Genomic DNA, 22,168 nt, shown 5'->3' with positions numbered 1-22,168 from the left:
GATTGGCGTTCCCGACACTGGTCGGCCGCCGACCGCTGCGGGAGGCTGGTCCCAGTCGATCTTTCGAGGAGGCAGCGATGGGTTACCGGGTGGCGGTGTTCGGGGCGTACGGGCACACCGGACGGTTCGTGATGACGGAGCTGCGCGAGCGCGGGTTCGATGCGCTGCCGGTGGGACGCGACGCGCACCGACTGGCGGCGTTCGGGCTCGCCTACCGGGTGGCGTCGGCCGACGATCCGGCCTCGCTCGACGCGGCGCTGACCGGGGTGGACGCGGTCGTCAACTGCGCCGGCCCGTTCGCGGCGACCGCAGCCGGCGTGATCGAGGCCGCGCTGCGCGCCGGGATCCCGTACGTGGACGTGGCCGCCGAGATCGAGGCCAACCTCGACACGTTCGCGCACTTCACCGAGCGCGCCCACGCGGCCGGTGTGGCGGTGGTTCCGGCGATGGCCTTCTTCGGTGGGCTCGGCGACCTGCTCGCGACGACGGCGATGGGCGACTGGACGTCGGCCGACGAGGCGCACGTCGCGTACGGACTGAGCAGCTGGCACCCGACGGCCGGGACGGTCGCCGCGGGCGTCGTCTCCCGCGAGCGCCGCGCCGGCCGCCGGGTCCGCTACACCGGCGGCCGGTTGGAGTACCACCCCGGCGGGGAGCTGCCGAGGGTGGACTGGGACTTCCCCGCGCCGCTGGGCCGGCGCACCGTTTTCGGCGAGTTCAGCATGGCCGACGTCGTCACCATCCCCCGGCACCTGGCCATCCCCGAGGTCCGCACGTACATGACCGTCGACGCCGCCACCGACCTGGCCGCCGCGGCAGCGCCGGTCGCGGTCGACGAGCGGGGCCGGTCAGCGCAGACGTTCACTGTCGACGTCATGGTGCGTCGCGGCGACACGCGCCGCCGCGTCGTGGCCAGTGGCCGGGACATCTACGCCGTCAGCGCGCCCCTGGCCGTGGAGGCGGTCGGGCGCGTCCTCGATGGTCGGACGAGGACCAGCGGCGTCGCCTCCGCCGGCGAGATGTTCGACGCGCCCGACTTCCTGCGCGCCCTGTCGCCGACCATCTGCGTCGAACCGCTCAGCGACTGAGACCACGAATTCGACCACAATTCGTTACTCAAAAATCGTAATCATCGAACCGGAACGGGGGCAGCGGGACTTAAAAGAAACTTAAGGCTGCGCGGGCGAAAAATTGTCATCCGAAGCCGCCTCGTTGGCTGCCAGGGCACTTGTCGACCGGCCTCCTTAATTCTTTCCCCGCGAGTTGATGCAGGCCCTTGACGTGCACATACTCCTTCCGACAGAGCTTTATCGTCGATTCGAAGGAAACCACTGGTAATGCGGACTCCCCCCGCGCACGTCGCACCGCCGGATCGGGCGCGAAAGCGTCGTCGCCTCACTCGCATCACGCTCGCCTCAGCGGTCGTCGCCGCGCTGGCCGGCAGCGGCATCTACATCGCCGGCGCCCAGGCCGAAGAGGTCGCCGTGCCCGGCCGGGTGCAGGCAGAGGCCTTCGCGGCACAGTCCGGGGCGCAGACCGAGGGCACCGGCGACGCCGACGGCGGCCGGAACGTCGGCTGGCTGGCCAGCGGCGACTGGCTGCGCTTCGACGGTGTGTCGGTGACGGGCATCGACCTGACGGCCCGGGTCGCCTCGCACAACGCCGCCGGCGGCACTGTCGAGTTGCGCCTCGGCGCGCAGAACGGTCCAGTGCTGGCCAGCTTCCCGATCGCCCAGACCGGTGGCTGGCAGAAATGGACCACCGTGACCGCGAAGGCGTCCGCTGTGCCGGCCGGCGCGCAGACCGTCTTCGCCGTCATGAAGAGCACCTCGACGTCGGATTTCGTGAACCTGAACTGGTTCACCTTCGGCCCCGCGACGGGCACGTCGCCGAGCGCCTCGTTCACGCCGAACACGTCGGCCGTCCCTTCGGTTACGCCGAGTTCCACCGCGTCCGCGTCCCCGTCGACGTCCGTCCCGCCGAGCGCACCGGCCGGCGGCTGGGTGCCCGTCGACCAGGCCAAGTGGAGCAGGGAACTGGCCGCCTTCAACGCCATCAAGCCGAAGGCGGTGCCGCCGGGCACCACCCGGGTGCCGGAGTTCCACACCGACTGCGGTGTCGCGAATTCCGCCCCGGACGACCCGATCGTCCTGCCGGGCCTGTCCGGCGCCTCGCACATGCACACCTTCTTCGGCCCGAAGATCGACGCCTTCACCACCACGGACAAGCTGTTCACCGCGGCGAACACCTGCAACGCCCCGGGGGACAAGAGCGCCTACTGGACCCCGGAGCTGCGCAAGGACGGCAAGGCCGTACCGATCAAGAGCATGCGCGTCTACTACGGCTCGCGGGTCAAGGACCCGTCGACCGTCAAGCCCTTCCCGCCGGGCCTGGTGGTGGTCGAGGGCGACGCCAAGCGGCAGGTGGACACTCCGAAGAACGCCGGCAGCAACCAGTTCTGGTGCGCGGGCAGCGCCGAGATCGGCCGCAGCGCCGACGGCAACTGGCCGAAGTGCGCCCCCGGTGGCAACCTGATCTTCCAGCTCGTGTTCAAGGATTGCTGGGACGGCAAGAACATCGACTCACCCGATCACAAGTCGCACATGGGCGACCCGGTGAACGGTGTCTGCACCGACAAGTACCCGGTGGCCGTGCCGGATCTCTCCTTCATGGTCAACTACGAGTCGCTGGGCGGTGACGGTCTCAGCCTCTCCTCCGGCAAACCGTCATCCATGCACGGCGACTTCATGAACGCCTGGGAGCCGGAGCGTCTCGGTGACCTGGTGAAGTCCTGCCTCAACCAGAACGCCAAGTGTGGCGTCGACACGACCTTCGCCGGCGGCTGACCAACCGCCTCCGTGGTCGACGGACGGCCCCCCGCTCAGGCGTGGGGGCCGTCCGTCATCGCATCACGTCAGTCAGAGATTCACGCTGACGCCGGCCGCCTTGCATGCGGCGTTGACGTCCTTGCCGGCCTTCTCGAAGGCCGGGTTGTCGGCGGCGGTCGCCGGGTCCGCCGCGGCCGCGGCCTTGGCCGCCTCGGCGGCGAACGTCCGCAGGGCGTCGGCCAACTTGCCGTCGCCGGTCGAGGCGACAGTGGTCACCTTCTGCTCCAGCCCGGTAAGGATCTTCTTGAAGTCCGCCGCCGACGCGTCACCGGTCGTGGCGACCTTCACCATCTCGGTCCTCATCTCGTCGCTGGCCTTCTTCACCGCCTCGCAGAGCTGCTTGTCGGTCGCCGCGCCCGCCGCGGGTGACGAGGCCGGCGTGGCGGCGGCGGAGGTGGCCACCGCGGACGGGGCTGCGGAGGTGGGAGCGGCCGTGGTGGATCCGGCGGTCGTCGCCTTGTCGGCGTCGCCACAGGCGGCGAGGGCCGTCGAAACGGCAAGGATCAACATGGCGGAGGCAAGACGGGAAGATTTCACGGACGTGGACGGTAGTCGAAGTCCACACGATGATCAATTCGCTCGGCGTCCGCCACTCCGCGTGCTGTCAGCGACGATTTACCGCCGCCCACTGGCCACCGCACGGCAACCACCTGTGTGGACGGCGGGCTGGTAGGAAGAGGCGAGTTGCCTCACCTCAGGGAGATGATCGTGGCACGTTCCCACCTGTCCCGCCGTTCGCTGCTGACCGCCGGTGGCGCCGCCGCCGTGGCCCTCGGCGCGGCCGCGGCCAGGCCGTCCGCCGCCGCCGCAGCGCCAGCCGACAACAGGGTCGATACGCCGGCCGAGGCGCTGCGCCGGCTGCAGGCCGGCAACCGGCGGTTCACCTCCGGGCACGGCCGGCACCCGCACCAGGGCCTGACCGACCTGCACCGGCTCGCCGCCGGTCAGCACCCGTTCGCCATCACCGTCGGCTGCGCGGACTCCCGGGTCGCCCCCGAGGTGCTCTTCGACCAGGGGTTGGGTGACCTGTTCGACAACCGGGTGGCCGGCAACATCGTCGACGACCTGCTGCTCGGCAGCGTCGAGTTCGCGGTGGAGGAGTTCGGCAGCCTGCTGATCGTGGTCCTCGGCCACGAACGCTGCGGCGCGATCACCGCCACCATCGACGCCATCCACACCGGCGGGACGGCGCCCGGGCACATCGGCACCATCGTGGACGCCCTGCGCCCGATCGTCGAGCCGGTGCTGGACCAGCCCGGCGACCCGGTGGAGAACGGGGTCCGGGCCAACATCGCCGCCCAGGTGCGGGCGCTCAGCGCACGCAGCACGATCATCGCCGAGAAGGTCCACGAGGGTGCGCTGCACGTGGTGGGCGCCCGCTACGACCTGGACAACGGGCGGGTTTCCCTGGTGGCCTGAGGCCGTCACCCGATCCTGGGCCACCCGGATGGCGACGCTGGTCGGTCATCCACTGCCGCCGACCGGCGCCGCCGGTCGCGTCGCGGCCGACGGGTACGGCGGAAATAGGACCAACCGGCCAACGGCAACGCGACCGCCCAGGCCAGCAGGAGCGGCAGGCCGATCAGGACGCCGGTCGGGGTGAAGATGTCATCCGCGCTGGACTCCCCCAGCTCCGCGGCGAACTGCCAGGGCAGGGTCGCCGAATAGCCGATCATCAGGGCGGACCCCAGCACCGTTGGCGTCAGCGGCAACCACTGTGGCACCCGACGTCCGCGCAGCCACGGCACCCACCGGGGGAAGACGAGCCCCCAGTCCTTGATGAGCCCCAGCGCCAGAACGCCGCCGAGCCCGGCGAGGACGCAGAGCAGGCCCAGGTAGAACGCGCCGGCCGGCAGACCCAGGAAACCGTCGACCGGGTGATCCCCCACTCCGGGCCCGCGACCGTGGTACCACTCGCGGAACCGGTCGGGATTGGCGAACAGCGGGATGCCGAGGATCCACGGCACGTGCAGCGGGATGAACCCCAGTACGGGGGCGATCCACGCCACGTGCCCGGCTCGGCGGGCCCAGGACGGCGGCGGTGGCGAGTCGGGCACAGCGTTCGTACGTGATGTACGGGTCACGGCGTCGTCTCCATCAGTGGCGGGCGTTGGCACATCCGAGATCACCGTCGCCGAGCGGCGCGACGAGCGGATCGCCGCGCGGAGGGAAATCGCCTCCCCCGCCGCAGGGATGGCGTCTTTTCGTCACGACGGTCCGTGTGACGAAAACACTTCACGGCGGCGGGCCGCGCTCCGGAGGCTGGACACCATGAATGTGACAGGGCTCGACCGACCGGGCGACGGCCACCCACAGCCCTCGCCCGGGGACACCCTCGCCCGAATCACCGTCGTGGACGCACTGCGGGGCAGCGCGCTGCTGCTCATCCTGCTGGTGAACATCGCGTTCTTCAGTTCCGGCTACGACTTCCACCTGGTCGACGATCCGACGCACGGCGCAGTCGACCTGCTGATCGCCGGCGCGGTGGAGCTGTTGTTCGCGATGAAGGCGTACCTGCTGTTCGCCTTTCTGTTCGGCTACAGCTTCACCCTGCAACTCGACTCCGCGGCACGGCGCGGAGTGGCGTTCCGCCCGGCGTTCCTGCGCCGGCTCTCCGGGTTGTTCGTCCTCGGCGCGCTGCACGCGGTGCTGCTGTTCCACGGCGACATCCTCACCACGTACGCGCTGCTCGGTCTCGTGCTGCTCGCGGTCCGGCGGATCGAGCCCCGCACCGCGCTGGTCGCAGCGGCGACCATCATCGGCGGCATCGCCGTCGTGGCCGGGGTCGCCGCGGTCCTCGGTGCCACGCTGGTTCCGGACGAGGCCGCTGCGGTCAGCGCCGGTGCGCGTTCGACGCTGGCCCTGGGCGGCGGCCTCGGCGATGTCGTTCTGGAGCATCTGCGGTCGATGCCGGCGATGATCGGCGGTCTGGCCGTGCAGGGGCCCCTGGCGTTCGCGGCGTTCCTCGTCGGCCTCGCCGCCGGTAAGCACCGGCTTCTCGCCACCGTGCCCGCCCACCAGGACCTGCTACGCCGGTGCGAACGGGTGGGGTATCCGATCGGTCTGGCCGGCGCCGTCGTGTTCGCGGTCGGTGGTTCCACGGCGAACCTGACCGGGCTGATGGTCAGCATCGTCACCACGCCGTTCCTGGCCGCCGCCTACGCCGCGACCCTGCTGCGCCTGTTCACGCGGCGGCCGCGCCTCGCGGGCGCGTTCGCGCCCGCTGGACGGATGGCCCTGACGAACTACCTGGCCCAGTCGCTCATGTGCGTGCTCGTCTTCACCGGCCTCGGGTGGGGTCTGGTCGGCCGCACCGCGCCGGCACAGACACTGCTGATCGCACTGGTGATCTTCGCGGTGCAGCTGGTGGTCAGTTCGTGGTGGCTGCGGCGGTTCCGGTACGGCCCCGTCGAATGGGCGCTGCGCGCCTGGACCCACCGGGAGCGCCGCCCCAACTAGGGTGCTGACATGGTCGATCGGCACCAGGTGATGAACTTCCGGGTCCGGGCCCAGCAGCTCGACCGGGACGAGGGCACGCTCGCCGACACCGCCGTCCTGGACCTCGGCGTGCAGAACACCGGTCCGGACGGCGCGCGGTGGGCGCTGGCGGTACGCGGGGTCGACGTTTCCGCGTTGTCCGACACCGATCTGGTCCTGCTGTGGACCGTCCGGGGCGCTCCCCACCTCTACCGCCGGGCCGACGTGGCGAAGGTCGCGGCCGCCGTCGAACCCAACTCCTCGGCCGACGCGGACAAGCGCGTCTACGACGCCGCGAAGCCGTTGAAGGCCGCTGGCATCGGCACTCTCGCGGCCCTGGACGAGATCGCCGACCGGATGCGGGCCATCGTCAGCACGCCGACGGTCAAGGGGGACGTTTCCGGCCGCCTCGCCACCATGCTGCCCGAGCCCTATCTGCGGTTCTGCCGTCCGTGTGACGCCACGCACCTCTACGAGATGCCGTTCCGGCTCGCCGCCGTGCGGGCCGGACTGGAGTTGCAGCTCGACACCTCACCCCCGGTCCTGCGGCGCATCGCCGGGTTCAGGAAGGCAGCCGCTGCTGGCGACCGCTTCGATCTCATCCGCGCGTATCTTCGCCTGCTCGGTCCGGCCACCCCGAAACAGGTCGCCGACTACCTCGACGCCCCGGTGAAGGACGTGAAGGCGCACTGGCCCGAGGATGTGATCGAGGTGACGGTCGACCGCGAGGTGCGCTCACTGCTGGCCGCCGACGAGGAGGCGCTGGAGTCGGCCGACGGTAAAGTCACCCGCCTGCTCGGCCCGTTCGACCTGTTTTTGCAGGCCAAGGACCGGGCAACGCTGGTGCCGGACGCCGCCCACGCCAAGGAGCTGTGGCCGGTGTTGGGTCGCCCCGGCGCCGTCCTGGTCGACGGCGAGGTGGTCGGCACCTGGCGTCCCCGCAAGTCCGGCAAGACGTTCACTGTCGCCGTCCAGCCGTGGCACCGGTTGTCGGACGCCACGCGTAAGGCCATCACCACGCAGGCCGAACACCTCGCCGCGTACCGCTCCGTCTCCCTCAGCGGCGTCGACTTCGGCAGCTAGTTTTCGAGGACGCTCACTCCACCGCCCAGGCGATGGCGGGCGGGTGCACCCGAGCGCAGATCGGCCCACCGACGGCATCGGTCAACCCGAGCCGGCCGACCAGCGTCCCGTTGCCCTCGTGGGCGGCGCGCAGCAGCTCGGTCGGTACGTCGGTGAACATCAACTTGGCTCGTCGGAACATTGCGAAGCCGTCCTGGGTCACCGCGCCCCAGCTCAGATAGAGAAACCGGGCTCCGGGGCGGCCGTGCACCCACGGGCCACCGACGTCGAGCGCTCCGTCGATCTCGCGGCTGGACACCTCGAAGGACCAGGTGGCGCTTGCCGCGTCGGCCGGCACCTGATCGACGACCTCGGCCTTGCGCTGGACCCCGACGTGCACGTTGCCCCGCCGCAGCGCGTCGGCCTCCGCACCGGGACGCTGACCTGGGAGATCGCTGCCGTCGATCCGGATCCGCATGGCAGCGACTCTAGTTAGTCGGCCGGTTGCTCTGCGGTGTCGTTCTCGCCGTACTCGCCGCGGATGGGCAGGTAGTAGGCGGGCAGGAACGCGGCGATGATGGCCACGCCGGCGATCGGCACGAACGCGCCGACGAGGATGCCGGAGCCGATCCAGACCAGCGCGAGCGCGAACCGGCGGCCGATGGCTCGCGCACCGAAGCGACCGAGGCCGGGGTCCAGCAGTTCGGCCCGACGGAGGTACGCCCACACGATGTTGAAGAGGGCCGCGGCCGTCCACAATGTGCCGCCGTAGACGACGACCGACGCACGCAGCCCCTGCTCCGCGCGCAGCGCTTCGGCGAGCAGTGACGTGGAGAACGGCAGGAACGCGATGACCATCAGGAGCAACGTGTTGAGGAACAGGACCCCCCGGTCGACATGCCGGACGCGGTCGAACATGACGTGGTGATTCACCCACACCTGCCCGATGAGCAGGAAGCTCAGCGTGTACGCAAGGTACGACGGCCACAGCGCACCGAGCCCATGGACGAGGTTCCCGAAGTCGTGGGGCGGTTGGATCTCCAGCACGAGGAGCGTCACGGCGATCGCGAAGACACCGTCGCTGAAGGCCAGCAATCGGCCCGGGTTACGGGTCAGCCGTGAAGTTTCCCTTTTGGGAGGCACGTAGCGAATTATGCAATAGGTCAGCTTTCGTCATTGGCGGAGCGGCGCCAGAACTGGCGTGGCGCGAAACCCTCACGTCGCAGCCAGTGCTCGGTGTAGACGATCCGATCCGCCTCGACGACCACGAGTGTGTCCTCGGGCGGCTCGGACAGCGCCCGCCCCCGCTCGGCGTGCTCGTTCTCCCACCGAACCGCCGCCCAGTAGTGCGCGCGGTCCGGATGCTCAGGAGCAAGCACCCTGGCCGTCCCGAACAGTTGGGCACCACGGCTGCTGGCCAGTCCGACCAGCGGCGCGAAGATGCCGATGGACACGCGCGGGTCGGCGGCGATGTTGCGGATCTTCGGCGACCGTGGCGCGGCGGTGAAGAGCACCGCGAAGCCGAGCGGGTAGTACCGCACCGGGGTGGCCAGCGGCCCGTCCGGACCCGTGGTCGCGAGCACACACATGTTCTGCGACGACAACAGGTTGAGGAGGCGCTCCTCAAGCCGTTCACGATCGAGCCGCCTCGCTGGTGTGGGCTCCGACAGCCACGGATTCGTCAACGGCATACAACGTCCTCGACCATGGCGAGCACCCTAACCGCGTAACCCACCGTCAAGATCGGTAGGGCATGCCCTACGCCGTCCTGTGCAGGTAGGCCTCGGCCAACTGGCGAAGGCGCGTCCGGTCGAAGCTCTCCCCGCCGGCCGCCAAGATCCCCGCCTCGGCGGGGTGGGCGGCCCGGTCCCCGAACTCCGACGCCCCACCGACGTGCTCCAGGTGCGCGTGGGTGAGCACGACCATCGGGTCGCGCTCGAACAGGCCCGGAATCGCCTGCCGCAGAGCGACGACACCCAGCCCGGCGTCGATCACGATGTCCCGATCGTTGCCCCGCAACCACCAGAAGTTCGCCGACAGCAGTTCGTTGACGTGCGGCTCCGAGACCGGACGACGTCGCCGTCCACTTCGGCCCGCGCATACCAGCCGACCATGCCCGAGAGTCTGCCAGCGCGGCGGTGCCTCTTCTATGCCTGACCGACAGCCTGAGCGATGGCGAGGGTGTGCTGATACTCGCGCCAGTGGGCCAGTTTGCCGTCTCGGGTCCGCAGCACCCCGATGAACGGCGCCGAGGCGGTCAGCCCGGTCGCCGTGTGGGTGCCGACCAGTTCGTATTCGACCACGATCACCTCGGGGTCGGCGGTCTCATGCAGGACCACGTTGCGGCAGGCGTCGAACCGGACCGGGAACATCGCCCGGCCCGCCTGCGTGTGTTCAAGGACCCGTTGCTTCCCTTCGATACGCGTAGGGCGGCCGGGTACGGCGAACGGCGTCTCAAGCACCACGTCGTCGGCGAGCGAGTCGGCCTCGTAGGTGGGCAGGTTCGCGAGCCACCGGGCGCGCATGCTGTCGAAGATCTCGCTTGGCGTCACGTCGTCCTCCTGGATAATGAGTCATGACTCGACTTACCCGTCCGAGAATAATGAGTGGAGACTCACTTTGGTAGAGGGGGCGCCGCTGCGTGCCGACGCGCAGCGCAACCGGGCACGCATCCTGGACGCCGCCGAGGCGGTGTTCGCCGAGTTCGGCACCCGCGCCTCCACCGAGGAGGTGGCCCGGAGGGCCGGCGTTGCCATCGGCACGGTCTTTCGGCACTTCCCCACCAAGGACGACCTGCTCGCCGCGCTCATGAAGCGACTGCTCGCGCAGCTCGTCGAGGAGGCCGGGAAACATGACTTCTTCACGTTCTTCACTCACCTGGTGGCGCAGGCCGCCGCGAAGAAGACGGTCGTCGACCTGCTCGCCGGGTCCGGGGTGGACATCCGGCTTCCGGACACGGTAGGTCACCTGGAGGAGGCGGTGGGCAGGCTGCTGGACCAGGCGCGGGCCGTCGGAGCCGTCGCGGACTCGGTACGGCTACCCGAGACGATGGCGCTCCTTGCCAGCCTGTGCCAGGGCGCTCTGCACGGTGGGTGGGACCAGCAGTTGCAAGCCCGTACGCTCGCGGTCGTCTTCGCCGGCCTGAAGCGCGACTGACCGCAGCGGACGGGGCCTGGTGCGGACGGGGCCTAGATGATCGCGAAGAGACGGTCAGCGGGCTCCACGACGGCGGCCAGCACCGCGCCGGGCACGAGGGCCGGGTCGGTCGCGCGGATCGTGTCCGCCTCGAAGGTGGCGAACCCCGGCCCACTGATGCGCAGGTGGAGTGCCAGCTCGGGATTCTCTCCACCCGGGTGGTTCGCCACCGCGAGAATCTCCGCCGTCGCGGCGACACCGGCGGCGGACAGTCGACGCGTGTCGCGGCGCGAGCGGCCCACCACCCGCCACCCGAAGACGCCGAACCCGACACCGATGGCTGTCGCCAGGACGCCACCAACCAGCAGACCCCAGAAGTCGGTGGACGATGACGCTGGGTCCAGCGTCACGGCGGCGACGAGCAGGACCGGTCCGGGTAGGCAGATGGCCAGGAACACGAATCGGCTGAGCAGCGCGCCGATCGGACTGACACGCGCTTCCGCTTCGCGAGGGGCACTCGTCACCCTCGCACCGTAGTGCAGCGGCCGGCTGGTCCACTCCACCGTCCAACCGAGGCCGGGGAGGGTGAATCCGTCCGCGTCGGCAGGCGGGAACGCCCGATCCGCCGATCCGAACGAGTACGCCATGAAAGACTCGCTCGGCTGGCGGAAGGGGCGGGGATGCAACCAACCTGGCTGGTAGCGCTCTCGTGGGCTTCGCTCGCGGTCGGCGTCGTCAGCTTCGCGGTCGTGCTGGCCGACACCTATCTTCGCGGCAACCGTCAGCCGGTCCGGGTCATGGAGATCGTCTGGCTGGTGACCGTCCTCTACATCGGCCCGGCCGCTGTCCGCCTCTACTGGAACTGGGGCAGGCCCGAGGCGTTCTCTCGACGGCGGCAGGAGGGGCAACCGCGACGGCCCCGCCGGGGCATCGTCGTCACCCACGTGTCCCGCTGCGGCGCGCACTGCGCTCTCGGGTTCATCGTCGCCGAGGTCGCCCTGTACGCCGTGAGATTCGACCCGGCCGAAGACCCGCTGTGGGTCGCCTACGCCGGCGACTACCTGACGGCGGTGACGATCGCCATGCTCTTCCGGTACTTCGCCGGGCCGGGTCGCAGCCTGACGAAGGTCTGGCACGCACTGTCGAGCGTCGGCAGGATGGAGCTGCTGACCATCACCGTGTTCGAGGTGGCGTTGTTCGTGTGGCTGACCCTCGCGCATCGGGTGGTCTTTCCGGAGCTACACCTGCGACCCGACAGCCCGACGTTCTGGTTCGCCGGTCAGCTCGGGCTGATAGCCGGCTTCGTCGCGGCCTGGCCCACCGCCTCCTGGCAGCTCGGCCGAAGGCTGAGGTTCGAGCCGCGCCGACTCCCCTACGACTGAACGAGCCCGGCCACCCCGACAAAAACAAGCGGCAAGGAGATCACTCTCCCTGCCACTTCTAACGTATACCGCACCTGGGGGCTTGCGGCAAGACCCCGGTCGTGGCGCAGAATCGGCGGCCGGACCAGCACAAACGAGGTAACGGGGGCGCGACGTGGGTGTGTTGTCGATGGACAGGGACCGCGGCGACCAGGCACCGCTGTTGGATCTTCGAGAGGTCGACGAGACGCAGGTGTCGGTCGTCGGCGGCAAGGCCGCGCACTTGGGCGCGCTGTCCCGGATCGACGGCATCCGGGTGCCGGCGGGGTTCTGCGTCACGACGGCCGCCTTCCGGCGGATCATGGCGCAGACGCCGTCGATCGACGATCGGCTCGATCAGCTTTCGCGCCTGAGCCCGGACGACCGGGAGGCGATTCGCACGCTCAGCGCGGAGATCCGCCGCAGCGTCGAGGAGACCCCGGTTCCGGGCGACCTGGCCGCCGCGATCACCGGCGCGCTCGCCCGGTTCGGCGAGCAGGCCGCCTACGCCGTGCGGTCCAGCGCGACGGCGGAGGACACGCCCACGGCGTCCTTCGCCGGTCAGCAGGACACCTACCTGAACGTGGTGGGGCCGGAGGCGATCCTGCGACACGTCAGCCGGTGCTGGGCGTCACTGTTCACCGAGCGGGCCGTCATCTACCGCCTGCGCAACGGCATCGACCACCGCACGGTTCAGATGGCTGTCGTCGTACAGCAGATGGTTTTTCCGGATGCCTCCGGCATCCTGTTCACGGCGGACCCGGTGACGGGAAACCGGACTGTCGCGACAGTGGACGCCAGCTTCGGCCTCGGCGAGGCCCTGGTGTCCGGCCTGGTGAACCCGGACGTCTTCACGGTGCGCGACGGCGAGGTCGTCGCCGGCACGGTCGCCGCGAAACAGCGCGCCGTCACCGCGCTGCCCGGCGGCGGCACGCGGGAGGTGGTGATCGACCCGCAGCGGCAGGAGCAGCCGGCGCTGACGCAGGCGCAGGTGGTGCGACTCGTGCGGCTCGGGCGACGGATCGAGGCGCACTTCGGCAGCCCGCAGGACATCGAGTGGTGCCTGGTCGACGACGACTTCCAGATCGTGCAGAGCCGGCCGATCACCACGCTGTTCCCCATCCCGGCGGCCGATGACCAGGAGAACCACGTCTACCTCTCCGTCGGTCACCAGCAGATGATGACCGACGCCATGCGGCCGCTGGGGCTCTCCATGTGGCAGCTGACGGCCATCGCCCAGATGCTGGAGGCCGGCGGGAGGTTGTTCGTCGACGCCACCCGGCTGCTGGCCTCACCCACGAGCCGCGCCGGTTTCCTGAACATGGCGGGCAAGTCCGATCCGCTGATGAGGGACGCGCTGGAGACCCTGATCGACCGCCGAGACTTCGTTCCGACGCTCCCGGAGGGCGGTGGTCCCGCCCGGCTGGCGACCGGCGGGGCATCTACCTCGATCGAGACCGACCCGGCCATCGTCACCGAGCTGATCGAGCGCAGCGAGGCGTCCATCGCCGCCCTGCGGCGCGACATCGCGACGGTGACCGGTACGGCGCTGTTCGACTTCCTGCTGGAGGCCTTCCAGGAGCACAAGCGGGTCCTCGGTGATCCGCTGAACATGCAGGCGATCATGGCCGGCATGGAGGCCACCTGGTGGCTCAACGACCGGCTGCACGAGTGGCTGGGCGAGAAGAACGCCGCGGACACCCTCACCCTCTCCGCCCCCGGCAACATCACGTCGGAGATGGGGCTGGCGCTGCTCGACGTCGCCGACGTGATCCGTCCGTATCCGGAGGTGGTGGCGTTCCTCCAGGACGTCGCACACGACGGCGTCGCACACGACGACTTCCTCGACGAGCTGCCGAAGGTCGCGGGCGGGGCCGAGGCACGCGCCGCCATCGAGGCGTACCTCGACCGGTACGGCATGCGCTGCGTCGGCGAGATCGACATCACCAGGCCGCGGTGGAGCGAACGCCCCGGCACCCTGGTGCCCGTGCTGCTGGACAACATCAAGCTCTTCGAGCCGGGCGCGGCCCGGCGGCGCTTCGAGCAGGGCCAACAGCAGGCACAGCAGCAGGCGCAGGAGGTGTTGACGCGCCTGCGGGCGCTGCCGGACGGGGAGCAGAAGGCCGACGAGACCGCGCGGATGATCGACCGGGTGCGGACCTTCATCGGCTACCGGGAGTACCCGAAGTACGACATCATCAGCCGCTACTTCATTTACAAGCGGGCCCTGCTGGCAGAGGCCGAGCGCCTGGTACGCGCCGGGGTGCTCACCGAGACCGAAGACGTCTTCTACCTCACATTCCAGGAGTTCCACGAGGTCTCGCGCACGCACCGGGTGGACGACGAGCTGATCCGGCAACGCCGGGACGCGTTCCGGTCGTACCAGGCGCTCACCCCGCCCCGGGTGCTGACCTCCGACGGCGAGGCGATCACCGGGGCGTACCGACGCGACGACGTGCCGGCCGGCGCCCTGGCCGGTGTGCCGGTGTCCGCCGGGACGGTCGAAGGACGCGCCCGCGTCATCCTGGACATGGCGCAGGCCGACCTCGAAGCCGGTGACATCCTCGTCACCGCCCACACGGACCCGAGCTGGACGCCCCTGTTCGTCGGTATCGCCGGACTGGTGACGGAGGTCGGCGGGTTGATGACGCACGGCGCGGTGATCGCGAGGGAGTATGGCCTGCCGGCTGTCGTCAGCGTGCTCGACGCCACCCGGCTGATTCGCGACGGGCAGCGGATCCGCGTGCACGGCAGCGACGGGTACGTCGAGATCCTGCCCTGACCGACGGCGCTACAGGAGGAACGACGATGGCGGTTTCGGTCCGACGGCTGGCGATCGTGGTGGCCACTGCGTCGACAGTGGTGTCGTTGGCGGGGTGCGGGAGCGGCGGTGGCGACGCCACCGAGGCGCGGACGACGCCGAGCCCGGAGGTGACGCTCGCCCCGTCGGCGGCCGCCGATCAGGAGTTCCGGCGGCTGGAGGAGCAGTTCGGGGCGCGGTTGGGGATCTACGCCGTCGACACGGGCACCGGCCGCACCGTGGAGTACCGCGCCGACGACCGGTTCGCGTACGCCTCGACGTGGAAGGCCCTCGCTGCCGCCGAGGTGCTCGACGGCACCACCGACGCCCAGCTGGATCGGGTGGTGCGGTACTCGGCGCGGGACCTGGTGGCGCACTCCCCCGTCACCGAGAAGCACGTCGGCGAGGGCATGAGTCTGCGCGCCCTCGCCGACGCCGCCGTGCGCTACAGCGACAACACGGCCGGCAACCTGCTACTACGCCACCTCGGCGGGCCGGCGGGGTTCGAGTCGAAGCTGCGCGCGCTCGGCGACACGGTCACCGACGTCGCCCGCTACGAGACCGCGTTGAACGAGGGAACACCGGGCGACAAGCGGGACACCAGCACCGCGCGGGCCCTGGCCGGCGACCTCCGGGCGTACACAGTGGGGGTTGCCCTGCAACCGGCGGACCGTGACGTGCTGATCGGCTGGCTGCGGGGCAACACCACCGGCGCCGCGCTGGTCCGCGCCGGGGTGCCGGCCGGCTGGGTGGTCGGGGACAAGACCGGGACCGGCGGGTACGGCACCCGCAACGACATCGCGGTGATCTGGCCGCCTGCACGGGCCCCGATCGTGCTCGCCGTGCTGTCCAGCCGCGACAAGAAGGACGCCAGCCCGGACGACGCCGTCATCGCCCAGGCCACCCGCGTGGTCGTCACCCAACTGGGAGCATGAGCCCGTCAGGTCGCGGCGCGGCTGTCGTACGCCGTCTGGTGGCGGCGGATCTCGGCGTGGTGGTCGGCGGACCAGGCCGCCAGGGCCAGGACGGTGGAGAGCAGTGACCTGCCCAGGTCGGTGAGGGCGTACTCGACGCGGGGTGGCACCTCGGGGTACGACGTCCGGGTGACGAGGCCGGTGCGCTGGAGGTGTTTCAGGGTCAGCGTGAGCATGCGCTGGGAGATGCCGGGGATCGCGTCGCCCAGGTCCGAGTAGCGGACAGGGTCGTCGGCGAGCGTGCCGATGATCAGCACGCTCCACTTGTCGCCGACGAGGTCCAGGACCTCGCGGATGAAGTCGGCGTCCTCGTCGTTCCAGTGCGCGCAGGGCCCCGGAGCGGCCCGGACGTTGCCCCGGACGTTGGTGCGTCTGCGCCGAAGATCTCCTGCGCTCATCCCCGTCACCCCTCCGCGTAGCCCGCGCTACGCACATGAATGTACCTTTTGTGGCCCTCCGATTCTGATGCATCATGGCGCTACGAACAAGAAGTGAGAATCACTGAGGAGCACCATGAAGATCGAGTTCTGGTCGGACATCGTCTGCCCGTACTGCGGGCTGATGGACCACCGGCTCCACCAGGCCCTGGACCGGCTCCCGTACGGCGATCAGGTGCGGGTGATCCACCGGTCGTTCCAGCTACACCCCGACCTGCCCCGCGCGGGGGTCAGTCAGCGGGAGTTGATCACGATGGCGGGGGCTCCCGCGACAACCGTCGACCGGGTCCTGCGGCCCATCGAGCGGGCGGCCGAGGCGGAGGGTCTGACGCCCTACCACGCGGTGGACCGCACGCTCGGGCCGACGGATTTCGCCCACGAGCTGCTCGCGTACGCGACCGACAAGGGGCGCGGCGCCGAGACCTGGACGGCGATGTTCCGCGCGCACTTCGGGCAGGCCCGCAAGCTGTGGACCGTCGAGGAGGTGCTCCACTTCGCCGCCGAGGTGGGCCTGGACCACGACGAAGCCGCCGACGCCCTGCGAAGCCGCCGCTACCGGGCCCGCGTGGCGGCCGACCAGCGCGAGGCACAGCGCCTCGGGGCACGCGGCGCGCCGTTCCTCGTCTTCGACGGCCGCTTCGCCGTTCCCGGGGCGATCGGCCTCGACGATTTGCTCGCGGTCATCGACAAAGCGTGGGCCGAGAGCCACCCGACGCCGCAGCCGCTGCCGGTGATCGGCGACACCGAGGGCATGTGCGTCCCGGACGGGTGCGCGGTGCCGGACCGCACCACCTGAGCCGTCAGGCGGGGCGGTACTCCAGCAGGACGACCCCGGAGGGGAAGGGTTCGGCGGACACCAACTCCAGTCGTGCCAGCGGCTGGCCACCGTCGAACAACGCCTTGCCCTCGTCGGCGTCGAGGCGGGTGAGCCGCCGGGTGTTCGTCCGATCGACTCGGGTTTCGTGAAGTCGGGGTGTCCTTTGGAGCCGGGACACCCCGACTTCCGTGAACGCGAGTGGATCGTCGGGTCGTGCTGCCGACGCCGCCGCACCCCCGCAGGTTGCCCGTCGGTGGCACCATCGGCCTGGTGAACGTTCGTCGTTTGGCGGCCGTCGACATGTACGGCAGCCGAGGAACCACCCGCCGGCGGCGGATCATTGTGGCCGAATTCCTCGTCGGCGTGGTTGTCATGGTGACGTGGGGCGTCTGGCTGCTGTCGTCCTCGAACGACCTCGGCGGCCGAGCGTTCGGCCTGTGGCTGACCGGCGCAGGTCTCAACTACGCACCGCTGTCCACGTACGCGCTCATGCTGATGCGACCCGGTGCCCTCGACGCCGAACTGGCAGGCGTCGACACCAACCTGGAACTGCGCCGCTACACAGTGCTCCAGCTGTGGGTCTTCGTGCCACTCTCGCTCGTCGTCTTCACCATTCGCGACACACTGGCCCGACCGAGGGCAGGCACGACAGCTCCCTGACCACCTGACCTCCGCCGGGCCGCCGCCGTCTGTGATCGCCCACCGTCGCCAGCCCCTGCCCGCGCCCGGACCGCGTACCCGCGCCTGGCACGGTCACGCCGCGACGGCTGCCCTGCCCACCGGGAACCGCACGCCGGTGAGGTCTTCCGAGACGGCCCAGAGGCGTTGCTGCACGCTCACGTCGTAGGACTCGGGGCTGGACGTGACAAGCTTCGGGTAGCCGCGCGACTCGCCCGGGCCGTCCGGGCCGTAGTACTGCCCGCCGAGGACGGACGGGTCGGTGGCGGCCCGCAGGGTGGGCAGCGCGCCCGCCGTCGCGGGCTGGGTGATCACGGGGGCGAGCAAGGTCAGCGGTCCGCGGACGACCGCCGGGGCGTTGCGGGCCAGTTCGGTGTTGGAGATGCCGGGGTGCGCTGCCACCGCGGCGGTGGTGCCGTGCGCGGCGAGCCGGCGCTGCAACTCGTAGGTGAACATCAGGTTGGCGAGCTTCGACTGGCCGTAGGCGGCGACCCGGCCGTAGGACCGTTCCCATTGCAGGTCGTCGAAGTGGATGGCGGCGCGGATGCGGTGGCCGACGCTGCTGACGGTGACCACCCGGGAGCCGGGCACGGGCAGCAGCAGGTCGAGCAGCAGGCCGGTGAGCGCGAAGTGGCCCAGGTGGTTGGTGCCGAACTGCATCTCGAAGCGGTCGCGGGTGGTCTGCCTCGGGGTGTACATCACGCCGGCGTTGTTAATCAGCAGGTCGATCCGCGGGTGGGTGGCGCGCAGGCCGGCCGCGGCGGCGCGCACCGATTCCAGCGAGGTCAGGTCCAGCTCCCGTACGGAGACGTCGCCGTTGATGCGGGCGGCGGCGAGCTTGCCCTTTTCTGTGTCGCGTACGGCCAGCACGACCGACGCCCCGCGCTCGGCGAGCCGCCGGGCGGTCTCGAAGCCCAGCCCGGTGTTGGCACCGGTGACCACGGCGACCCGGCCGTCCTGGCGCGGGATCTGCTGCTCGGTCCACTTCATCTCAAGCTCCTTAGGTACCGCCGGTAAATTATGCCTGAAACGGTAAGGTACCGCCGGTACGCTGTCAAGAGACCGCCGGTACCTAAGCTAGGGTTGGTGTCATGACGTTCCAGCGGGCGCGCAGCGAGGAGCAGCGTGAGGTCCGACGCCGGGCCATCCTGGAGACGACCTCGGCCATGCTCGACGAGATGCCGGTGGCCGAGGTGACCCTGAACGAGCTGAGCCGGCGGGTCGGCCTGGCCAAGACGGCGGTGCTGCGCTATTTCGAGTCCCGCGAGGCGGTGCTGCTCGACCTGCTGGACGACCGGACGAAGACCTGGCTGGCCGAGCTGGAGCACGAACTGGTCCACGGTGTCGACCTGAGCCGGCCGGCGATGGAACGGGCGGAGCAGACGGCCGACGTGCTCAGCCGGTCGCTCGCCGCCCAGACGGTGCTCTGCGATCTGTTCGGCGCGCAGGGCGGGGTGCTCGAACACAACGTCTCGGTCGAGGTGGTCCGCCGGCACAAGCGGGCCGCACTGGGCAACCTCGCGGTGATGGCTGGCCTCGTCCGGCGACACCTGCCCGAGGTCGGCGACAACGCCGAACTGTTCTGCCTGAACGCCTTGATCATGGGTGGCGCGCTGTCCGCCTACACCTCGCCGCCGCCGAGCCTGCTCGCCGTCTACGAATCCGAGCCGGCGCTCGCGGTCCACCATGTCGACCTACGGACAGCCCTGCGGGTCTCCATCATCACGTCGCTCGTGGGCATGCTGCCGCGCTCCTGAGTCGGAAGCCTCTCGAGGTTTGACCGACGAGGAATTCGAGCACATCCGAGAGGGCCAGGTGTGAGGCCTCAAAGGAGTGATGCCAGTGAAGCGACCGACTCTCGGCATACTCCTCATGGTCTTGGGGACCATCATCGGGTACGTGCTCGCCGGCACCGTCGGTGAGCGCTATCCGGACGCGTTCGTGGGCACATCCGCCGTGATCATCATCCTGGTTCTGGCTGCCGTGCTCGTGCACCTGCTGCGTCGCCGGCGGCAGCAGCGGGATTGAGGAAGGCACGCAGGTTCGCAGGGGGAGGTTCACGATGCTGCGTCGTCAAGTAACAGGTGCACTGGTCGTACTCGCATTCTTCGTGTTGATCGCTGCGGCGCAGATCGCCTGGCCGGAGGTCCAACCGATCTTCCGGTATCTGGCCGGCGGGTTGATCGTGGTCGGGCTGCTCCTCGTGGCCGTGGGCTTTGTGCTCAGAGAACGACGGCGACGCTCTGACGGTTGACAGCGGACGGGCTACGGCCACACCTCGTGGCACCTGGGTCAGTGCGAAACTCGGTGGCCATGAGGCTGTTTGCGGTCTACCGTGGCCCGCCGTGCTCTCAAACGAACAGATAATCGGGCAGGCCCTGGACCGGATCGAGGCGGGCTACGTCTTTCCTGCGAAGGTCGCGGACATCGACGCCGCGATCCGGCGCCGTCTCGCGGCAGGCGAGTACGACAACCTGGACGGGCCGGCGCTCTGCGAGACGGTGACCGCTCACCTTCAGCAGGTGTGCCCGGACAAGCATCTGCGGCTGCTGTGGTCGGACCAGCCGCAGTCGCTGGATCCAGCCGACGAAGACGGCGGGCGGGCCGCGTTCCTCGCGCTGCTCAGGGCGGAGAACCAGGGGATCCGCCGGGTCGAGCACCTGGACGGCAACGTGGGGCTCATTGACGTGCGGCGCATCGCGTACGCCGACGAGGGCGCCGCCGCGATCGGCGCGGCCATGCAACTGGTCGCCCTCAGCTCCGCGCTCATCCTGGACCTGCGCGCCTGCTCCGGCGGAACACCGGAGGGAGCCGCGATGTGGTGCAGCTACTTCTTCCGCGACGACCAGGTGCACCTCAACGACTTCTACGAGCGGTCCACCGGCGCGACCCGCCAGTTCTGGACGACCGCGCACCTGCCCGCGCCGCGCTACGCGGACCGCCCGGTCCACGTGCTCACCAGCGCGGCGACGTTCTCCGGAGGCGAGGACGTGGCGTACACCCTTCAGGCGCATAGCCGGGCCGTCGTCGTCGGTGAGACGACGCGTGGCGGCGCACATCCGACGGCCCGCCACCCGGTCACCGAACACATCCTCGTGACCGTGCCGACCGCCCGCACCATCAACAGCGTCACCGGCACCAACTGGGAGGGCGTCGGAGTGGTCCCCGACGTACCCGTCCCGGCGGACCAGGCACTCGACACGGCACTCAAGGCCATCTCGGGCGCATAGAGCGCGGCTGCGTCGGCGGCCGCCGCTGGGCCGCCGGCGGCAGCAGCGGGATCGCGTAGGCCACGCACTACTCTTCCGCCAACCCGCCGCGAGCATGGTCTACCCGACGTCGACGCTGGCGCGCTGCCGTACGGCGGGGCGCCGCTGCTGCCGGACAGTGCGCAGGCCGAAGTAGGCGACGCACCGGAAGCCAGGTACAGCAGGGCCTGCACGTTGAGCACGAGTACGACGCTGAGCACGTCGCCGAGCAGGCCGTGTCAGGCCGTTGCCATTCCTCGGGTGGCCAGCTCGCTGAGCGACGCGACGCCGTTGTCGCCGAGCGCCGCCCGAGCCACGGCGGGCTTGCCCAGCTCGAACACCTCGACGAGGAGCGTCGGCGATCCGGACCGGCGGCGAATCCCGTCGATCTCCTGCCGGTCAGGGTTGAACGGCAACGCCGACCATTGGTTGGCGGTCTCCTGCCAGTCGGACGAGACGGCCGCGACCAGGCCGTCCAGCAGGGTCGCGTAATCCTCCGGGCTGATCGCCCGACCCAACCCGTACCGTTCGCGCAGAGCGAGAATCTCGGGCGTGGGCTTCTTGGAGGAGTAGCTGTCGTTGATTCCGAGCCACCAGTGGGCGAAGTAGGTGCCCTGGTAGCCCTGGGCAAGGTAGCGCGAACCGTCGTGGTGCACCTCGATGATGAAGTTGTGCACCTGCGGGAACTGGCAGTCGAGCAGCAGGACGGTAGCGGTGCCGACCGGCTTGACGAGCAGCGCCTTCTTGAGCGCGTCGCCGCCGCCAGTCCCGTAGGTCTCGCGCGACACGCTGGCCGGCTTTCCGCCCGCGGCGTGCAACAGCTCGCGAATCTGGAACGCCGCCATCCCGCAGTTCGCCCACCTGCGGCTCTCGTCGCGCAACGCGATCTGCGGGTCGCCGGTCTTGCCCGTACTCCCCACTGCCGCCTTGAGCTTGACCACCTCGTCGTCGTCGACGGCCTGGTCACGACGCCGCTGACTGTCGTCGGTCTTGAGCGCGGGGTCGCCATGTGCGTATCTGGTCGCGGCGGTGATGGCTTCGGCCCACGTACCGAAGCTCTGACCTGGCTTCAGCACGCTCTCCGACCAGGTCACCAAGGCACCGATCACCTCTGCCCGAAGGTCGGTGGGCAGGAGCGGTTCGATCCTGGTCAGGATGTCGCCGCACGCCTTCGCGTCGGTGTCCATGTTGGGGATCTGACCGTTCGGTGGGTAGGCGTCTTTCTCCTCCGCGATGATCAGCATCTGAACCC

At 69.9% G+C, this 22,168-nt stretch carries 27 protein-coding genes; 15 read left to right on the top strand and 12 right to left on the bottom strand.

Annotation, left to right across the window (positions count from 1 at the left end):
- The first annotated feature begins 77 nt into the window (after nucleotides 1-77).
- A complete protein-coding gene (locus FB453_RS05140; RefSeq protein WP_145787975.1) occupies nucleotides 78-1,088 on the top strand; it encodes a saccharopine dehydrogenase NADP-binding domain-containing protein in 1,011 nt (336 codons plus the stop codon).
- Between the two features lie 249 nt (nucleotides 1,089-1,337).
- Nucleotides 1,338-2,846 carry a DUF1996 domain-containing protein gene (locus FB453_RS05135; protein ID WP_145787973.1) on the top strand — a complete coding sequence of 503 codons (1,509 nt, stop codon included), beginning with the start codon at nucleotides 1,338-1,340 and terminating at the stop codon, nucleotides 2,844-2,846.
- A gap of 72 nt (nucleotides 2,847-2,918) precedes the next feature.
- On the opposite strand, the gene FB453_RS34030 is transcribed toward FB453_RS05135, so the two are convergent.
- Nucleotides 2,919-3,425, bottom strand: coding sequence for a hypothetical protein (locus tag FB453_RS34030; protein ID WP_186718064.1), 507 nt, complete (start codon nucleotides 3,423-3,425; stop codon nucleotides 2,919-2,921).
- Nucleotides 3,426-3,596: 171 nt separating this feature from the next.
- On the opposite strand from FB453_RS34030, the gene FB453_RS05125 reads away from it, so the two are divergent.
- On the top strand, nucleotides 3,597-4,307 hold the full coding sequence (locus tag FB453_RS05125; RefSeq protein ID WP_145787971.1) for a carbonic anhydrase: 711 nt from the start codon (nucleotides 3,597-3,599) through the stop codon (nucleotides 4,305-4,307).
- Nucleotides 4,308-4,312: 5 nt separating this feature from the next.
- Here the strand turns inward: FB453_RS05125 and FB453_RS05120 are convergent, their stop codons facing one another.
- A complete protein-coding gene (locus tag FB453_RS05120) occupies nucleotides 4,313-4,972 on the bottom strand; it encodes a hypothetical protein (RefSeq protein WP_145787969.1) in 660 nt (219 codons plus the stop codon).
- 187 nt (nucleotides 4,973-5,159) lie between these two features.
- Here FB453_RS05120 and FB453_RS05115 point away from each other — a divergent pair, with 187 nt between their 5' ends.
- Nucleotides 5,160-6,347 (top strand): DUF418 domain-containing protein, encoded by a 1,188-nt coding sequence (locus tag FB453_RS05115; RefSeq protein ID WP_145787967.1) that lies wholly within the window; start codon nucleotides 5,160-5,162, stop codon nucleotides 6,345-6,347.
- A gap of 9 nt (nucleotides 6,348-6,356) precedes the next feature.
- Complete coding sequence (locus FB453_RS05110) at nucleotides 6,357-7,448, top strand: winged helix DNA-binding domain-containing protein (RefSeq protein ID WP_145787965.1); 1,092 nt, start codon at nucleotides 6,357-6,359, stop codon at nucleotides 7,446-7,448.
- Between the two features lie 13 nt (nucleotides 7,449-7,461).
- On the opposite strand, the gene FB453_RS05105 is transcribed toward FB453_RS05110, so the two are convergent.
- The 5 genes from FB453_RS05105 to FB453_RS05085 all read right to left on the bottom strand — a co-directional run bounded on the left by FB453_RS05105 (nucleotide 7,462) and on the right by FB453_RS05085 (nucleotide 9,979).
- Nucleotides 7,462-7,905 (bottom strand): DUF5990 family protein, encoded by a 444-nt coding sequence (locus tag FB453_RS05105; protein WP_112737728.1) that lies wholly within the window; start codon nucleotides 7,903-7,905, stop codon nucleotides 7,462-7,464.
- Nucleotides 7,906-7,919: 14 nt separating this feature from the next.
- The gene (locus tag FB453_RS05100; protein WP_222431316.1) at nucleotides 7,920-8,570 is read right to left on the bottom strand and encodes a TMEM175 family protein; all 651 of its coding nucleotides are present in this window, start codon (nucleotides 8,568-8,570) and stop codon (nucleotides 7,920-7,922) included.
- A 20-nt stretch (nucleotides 8,571-8,590) separates the two neighbouring features.
- Nucleotides 8,591-9,118 carry a pyridoxamine 5'-phosphate oxidase family protein gene (locus tag FB453_RS05095; protein ID WP_145787963.1) on the bottom strand — a complete coding sequence of 176 codons (528 nt, stop codon included), beginning with the start codon at nucleotides 9,116-9,118 and terminating at the stop codon, nucleotides 8,591-8,593.
- Nucleotides 9,119-9,185: 67 nt separating this feature from the next.
- Nucleotides 9,186-9,467: an MBL fold metallo-hydrolase gene (locus tag FB453_RS34025; protein WP_486480209.1), complete on the bottom strand. Its 282-nt coding sequence runs from the start codon at nucleotides 9,465-9,467 to the stop codon at nucleotides 9,186-9,188.
- A gap of 107 nt (nucleotides 9,468-9,574) precedes the next feature.
- Entirely contained in the window at nucleotides 9,575-9,979 is a 405-nt protein-coding gene (locus FB453_RS05085; protein ID WP_145787959.1) for a nuclear transport factor 2 family protein, read from the bottom strand.
- A gap of 67 nt (nucleotides 9,980-10,046) precedes the next feature.
- Between FB453_RS05085 and FB453_RS05080 the strand changes: the two genes are divergently transcribed.
- Nucleotides 10,047-10,583, top strand: coding sequence for a TetR/AcrR family transcriptional regulator (locus tag FB453_RS05080; protein WP_486480163.1), 537 nt, complete (start codon nucleotides 10,047-10,049; stop codon nucleotides 10,581-10,583).
- A 32-nt stretch (nucleotides 10,584-10,615) separates the two neighbouring features.
- Here FB453_RS05080 and FB453_RS05075 read toward each other — a convergent pair whose 3' ends face one another.
- On the bottom strand, nucleotides 10,616-11,209 hold the full coding sequence (locus tag FB453_RS05075; protein ID WP_145787954.1) for a hypothetical protein: 594 nt from the start codon (nucleotides 11,207-11,209) through the stop codon (nucleotides 10,616-10,618).
- 33 nt (nucleotides 11,210-11,242) lie between these two features.
- Between FB453_RS05075 and FB453_RS05070 the strand changes: the two genes are divergently transcribed.
- The 3 genes from FB453_RS05070 to bla all read left to right on the top strand — a co-directional run bounded on the left by FB453_RS05070 (nucleotide 11,243) and on the right by bla (nucleotide 15,697).
- A complete protein-coding gene (locus FB453_RS05070) occupies nucleotides 11,243-11,944 on the top strand; it encodes a DUF4396 domain-containing protein (protein ID WP_145787951.1) in 702 nt (233 codons plus the stop codon).
- A 169-nt stretch (nucleotides 11,945-12,113) separates the two neighbouring features.
- Nucleotides 12,114-14,744 (top strand): rifamycin-inactivating phosphotransferase, encoded by a 2,631-nt coding sequence (gene rph, locus FB453_RS05065; protein ID WP_145787949.1) that lies wholly within the window; start codon nucleotides 12,114-12,116, stop codon nucleotides 14,742-14,744.
- Between the two features lie 26 nt (nucleotides 14,745-14,770).
- Nucleotides 14,771-15,697, top strand: coding sequence for a class A beta-lactamase (bla, locus tag FB453_RS05060; protein ID WP_145787947.1), 927 nt, complete (start codon nucleotides 14,771-14,773; stop codon nucleotides 15,695-15,697).
- Nucleotides 15,698-15,702: 5 nt separating this feature from the next.
- On the opposite strand, the gene FB453_RS05055 is transcribed toward bla, so the two are convergent.
- A complete protein-coding gene (locus FB453_RS05055; protein ID WP_145787945.1) occupies nucleotides 15,703-16,134 on the bottom strand; it encodes a winged helix-turn-helix transcriptional regulator in 432 nt (143 codons plus the stop codon).
- Nucleotides 16,135-16,249: 115 nt separating this feature from the next.
- Here FB453_RS05055 and FB453_RS05050 point away from each other — a divergent pair, with 115 nt between their 5' ends.
- Nucleotides 16,250-16,969: a DsbA family oxidoreductase gene (locus FB453_RS05050; protein WP_145787943.1), complete on the top strand. Its 720-nt coding sequence runs from the start codon at nucleotides 16,250-16,252 to the stop codon at nucleotides 16,967-16,969.
- A gap of 4 nt (nucleotides 16,970-16,973) precedes the next feature.
- On the opposite strand, the gene FB453_RS05045 is transcribed toward FB453_RS05050, so the two are convergent.
- Entirely contained in the window at nucleotides 16,974-17,168 is a 195-nt protein-coding gene (locus FB453_RS05045) for a hypothetical protein (protein ID WP_145787941.1), read from the bottom strand.
- Between the two features lie 92 nt (nucleotides 17,169-17,260).
- On the opposite strand from FB453_RS05045, the gene FB453_RS05040 reads away from it, so the two are divergent.
- Nucleotides 17,261-17,650 carry a hypothetical protein gene (locus tag FB453_RS05040; RefSeq protein ID WP_145787939.1) on the top strand — a complete coding sequence of 130 codons (390 nt, stop codon included), beginning with the start codon at nucleotides 17,261-17,263 and terminating at the stop codon, nucleotides 17,648-17,650.
- 93 nt (nucleotides 17,651-17,743) lie between these two features.
- Here the strand turns inward: FB453_RS05040 and FB453_RS05035 are convergent, their stop codons facing one another.
- Complete coding sequence (locus tag FB453_RS05035) at nucleotides 17,744-18,658, bottom strand: SDR family NAD(P)-dependent oxidoreductase (RefSeq protein WP_145787937.1); 915 nt, start codon at nucleotides 18,656-18,658, stop codon at nucleotides 17,744-17,746.
- 101 nt (nucleotides 18,659-18,759) lie between these two features.
- Here FB453_RS05035 and FB453_RS05030 point away from each other — a divergent pair, with 101 nt between their 5' ends.
- The 4 genes from FB453_RS05030 to FB453_RS05015 all read left to right on the top strand — a co-directional run bounded on the left by FB453_RS05030 (nucleotide 18,760) and on the right by FB453_RS05015 (nucleotide 20,898).
- The gene (locus tag FB453_RS05030) at nucleotides 18,760-19,425 is read left to right on the top strand and encodes a TetR/AcrR family transcriptional regulator (RefSeq protein WP_145787935.1); all 666 of its coding nucleotides are present in this window, start codon (nucleotides 18,760-18,762) and stop codon (nucleotides 19,423-19,425) included.
- Nucleotides 19,426-19,510: 85 nt separating this feature from the next.
- Nucleotides 19,511-19,696, top strand: a complete 186-nt coding sequence (locus FB453_RS05025) for a hypothetical protein (protein ID WP_145787933.1) — start codon at nucleotides 19,511-19,513, stop codon at nucleotides 19,694-19,696.
- Between the two features lie 34 nt (nucleotides 19,697-19,730).
- Nucleotides 19,731-19,922 (top strand): hypothetical protein, encoded by a 192-nt coding sequence (locus tag FB453_RS05020; protein WP_145787931.1) that lies wholly within the window; start codon nucleotides 19,731-19,733, stop codon nucleotides 19,920-19,922.
- 91 nt (nucleotides 19,923-20,013) lie between these two features.
- On the top strand, nucleotides 20,014-20,898 hold the full coding sequence (locus FB453_RS05015; RefSeq protein WP_145787929.1) for a S41 family peptidase: 885 nt from the start codon (nucleotides 20,014-20,016) through the stop codon (nucleotides 20,896-20,898).
- A 257-nt stretch (nucleotides 20,899-21,155) separates the two neighbouring features.
- Here FB453_RS05015 and FB453_RS34020 read toward each other — a convergent pair whose 3' ends face one another.
- Nucleotides 21,156-22,160, bottom strand: coding sequence for a hypothetical protein (locus tag FB453_RS34020; protein ID WP_186718060.1), 1,005 nt, complete (start codon nucleotides 22,158-22,160; stop codon nucleotides 21,156-21,158).
- Nucleotides 22,161-22,168: the final 8 nt, after the last annotated feature.

Source organism: Micromonospora sp. CNZ322, assembly GCF_007827755.1.
The sequence above is the reverse complement of the archived record's forward strand: the minus strand, read 5'-3'. Positions and strand labels throughout refer to the sequence as shown.

What these genes read in the sequence shown, in the direction of transcription:
- FB453_RS05140 (WP_145787975.1), top strand. Translation starts at nt 78, where the DNA reads ATGGGTTACCGGGTGGCGGTGTTCGGGGCGTACGGGCACACCGGACGG.
- FB453_RS05135 (WP_145787973.1), top strand. Translation starts at nt 1,338, where the DNA reads ATGCGGACTCCCCCCGCGCACGTCGCACCGCCGGATCGGGCGCGAAAG.
- FB453_RS05115 (WP_145787967.1), top strand. Translation starts at nt 5,160, where the DNA reads ATGAATGTGACAGGGCTCGACCGACCGGGCGACGGCCACCCACAGCCC.
- FB453_RS05110 (WP_145787965.1), top strand. Translation starts at nt 6,357, where the DNA reads ATGGTCGATCGGCACCAGGTGATGAACTTCCGGGTCCGGGCCCAGCAG.
- FB453_RS05105 (WP_112737728.1), bottom strand. Translation starts at nt 7,905, where the DNA reads ATGCGGATCCGGATCGACGGCAGCGATCTCCCAGGTCAGCGTCCCGGT.
- FB453_RS05095 (WP_145787963.1), bottom strand. Translation starts at nt 9,118, where the DNA reads ATGCCGTTGACGAATCCGTGGCTGTCGGAGCCCACACCAGCGAGGCGG.
- FB453_RS05075 (WP_145787954.1), bottom strand. Translation starts at nt 11,209, where the DNA reads ATGGCGTACTCGTTCGGATCGGCGGATCGGGCGTTCCCGCCTGCCGAC.
- FB453_RS05070 (WP_145787951.1), top strand. Translation starts at nt 11,243, where the DNA reads ATGCAACCAACCTGGCTGGTAGCGCTCTCGTGGGCTTCGCTCGCGGTC.
- rph (WP_145787949.1), top strand. Translation starts at nt 12,114, where the DNA reads ATGGACAGGGACCGCGGCGACCAGGCACCGCTGTTGGATCTTCGAGAG.
- bla (WP_145787947.1), top strand. Translation starts at nt 14,771, where the DNA reads ATGGCGGTTTCGGTCCGACGGCTGGCGATCGTGGTGGCCACTGCGTCG.
- FB453_RS05055 (WP_145787945.1), bottom strand. Translation starts at nt 16,134, where the DNA reads ATGAGCGCAGGAGATCTTCGGCGCAGACGCACCAACGTCCGGGGCAAC.
- FB453_RS05050 (WP_145787943.1), top strand. Translation starts at nt 16,250, where the DNA reads ATGAAGATCGAGTTCTGGTCGGACATCGTCTGCCCGTACTGCGGGCTG.
- FB453_RS05035 (WP_145787937.1), bottom strand. Translation starts at nt 18,658, where the DNA reads ATGAAGTGGACCGAGCAGCAGATCCCGCGCCAGGACGGCCGGGTCGCC.
- FB453_RS05030 (WP_145787935.1), top strand. Translation starts at nt 18,760, where the DNA reads ATGACGTTCCAGCGGGCGCGCAGCGAGGAGCAGCGTGAGGTCCGACGC.
- FB453_RS05020 (WP_145787931.1), top strand. Translation starts at nt 19,731, where the DNA reads ATGCTGCGTCGTCAAGTAACAGGTGCACTGGTCGTACTCGCATTCTTC.
- FB453_RS34020 (WP_186718060.1), bottom strand. Translation starts at nt 22,160, where the DNA reads ATGCTGATCATCGCGGAGGAGAAAGACGCCTACCCACCGAACGGTCAG.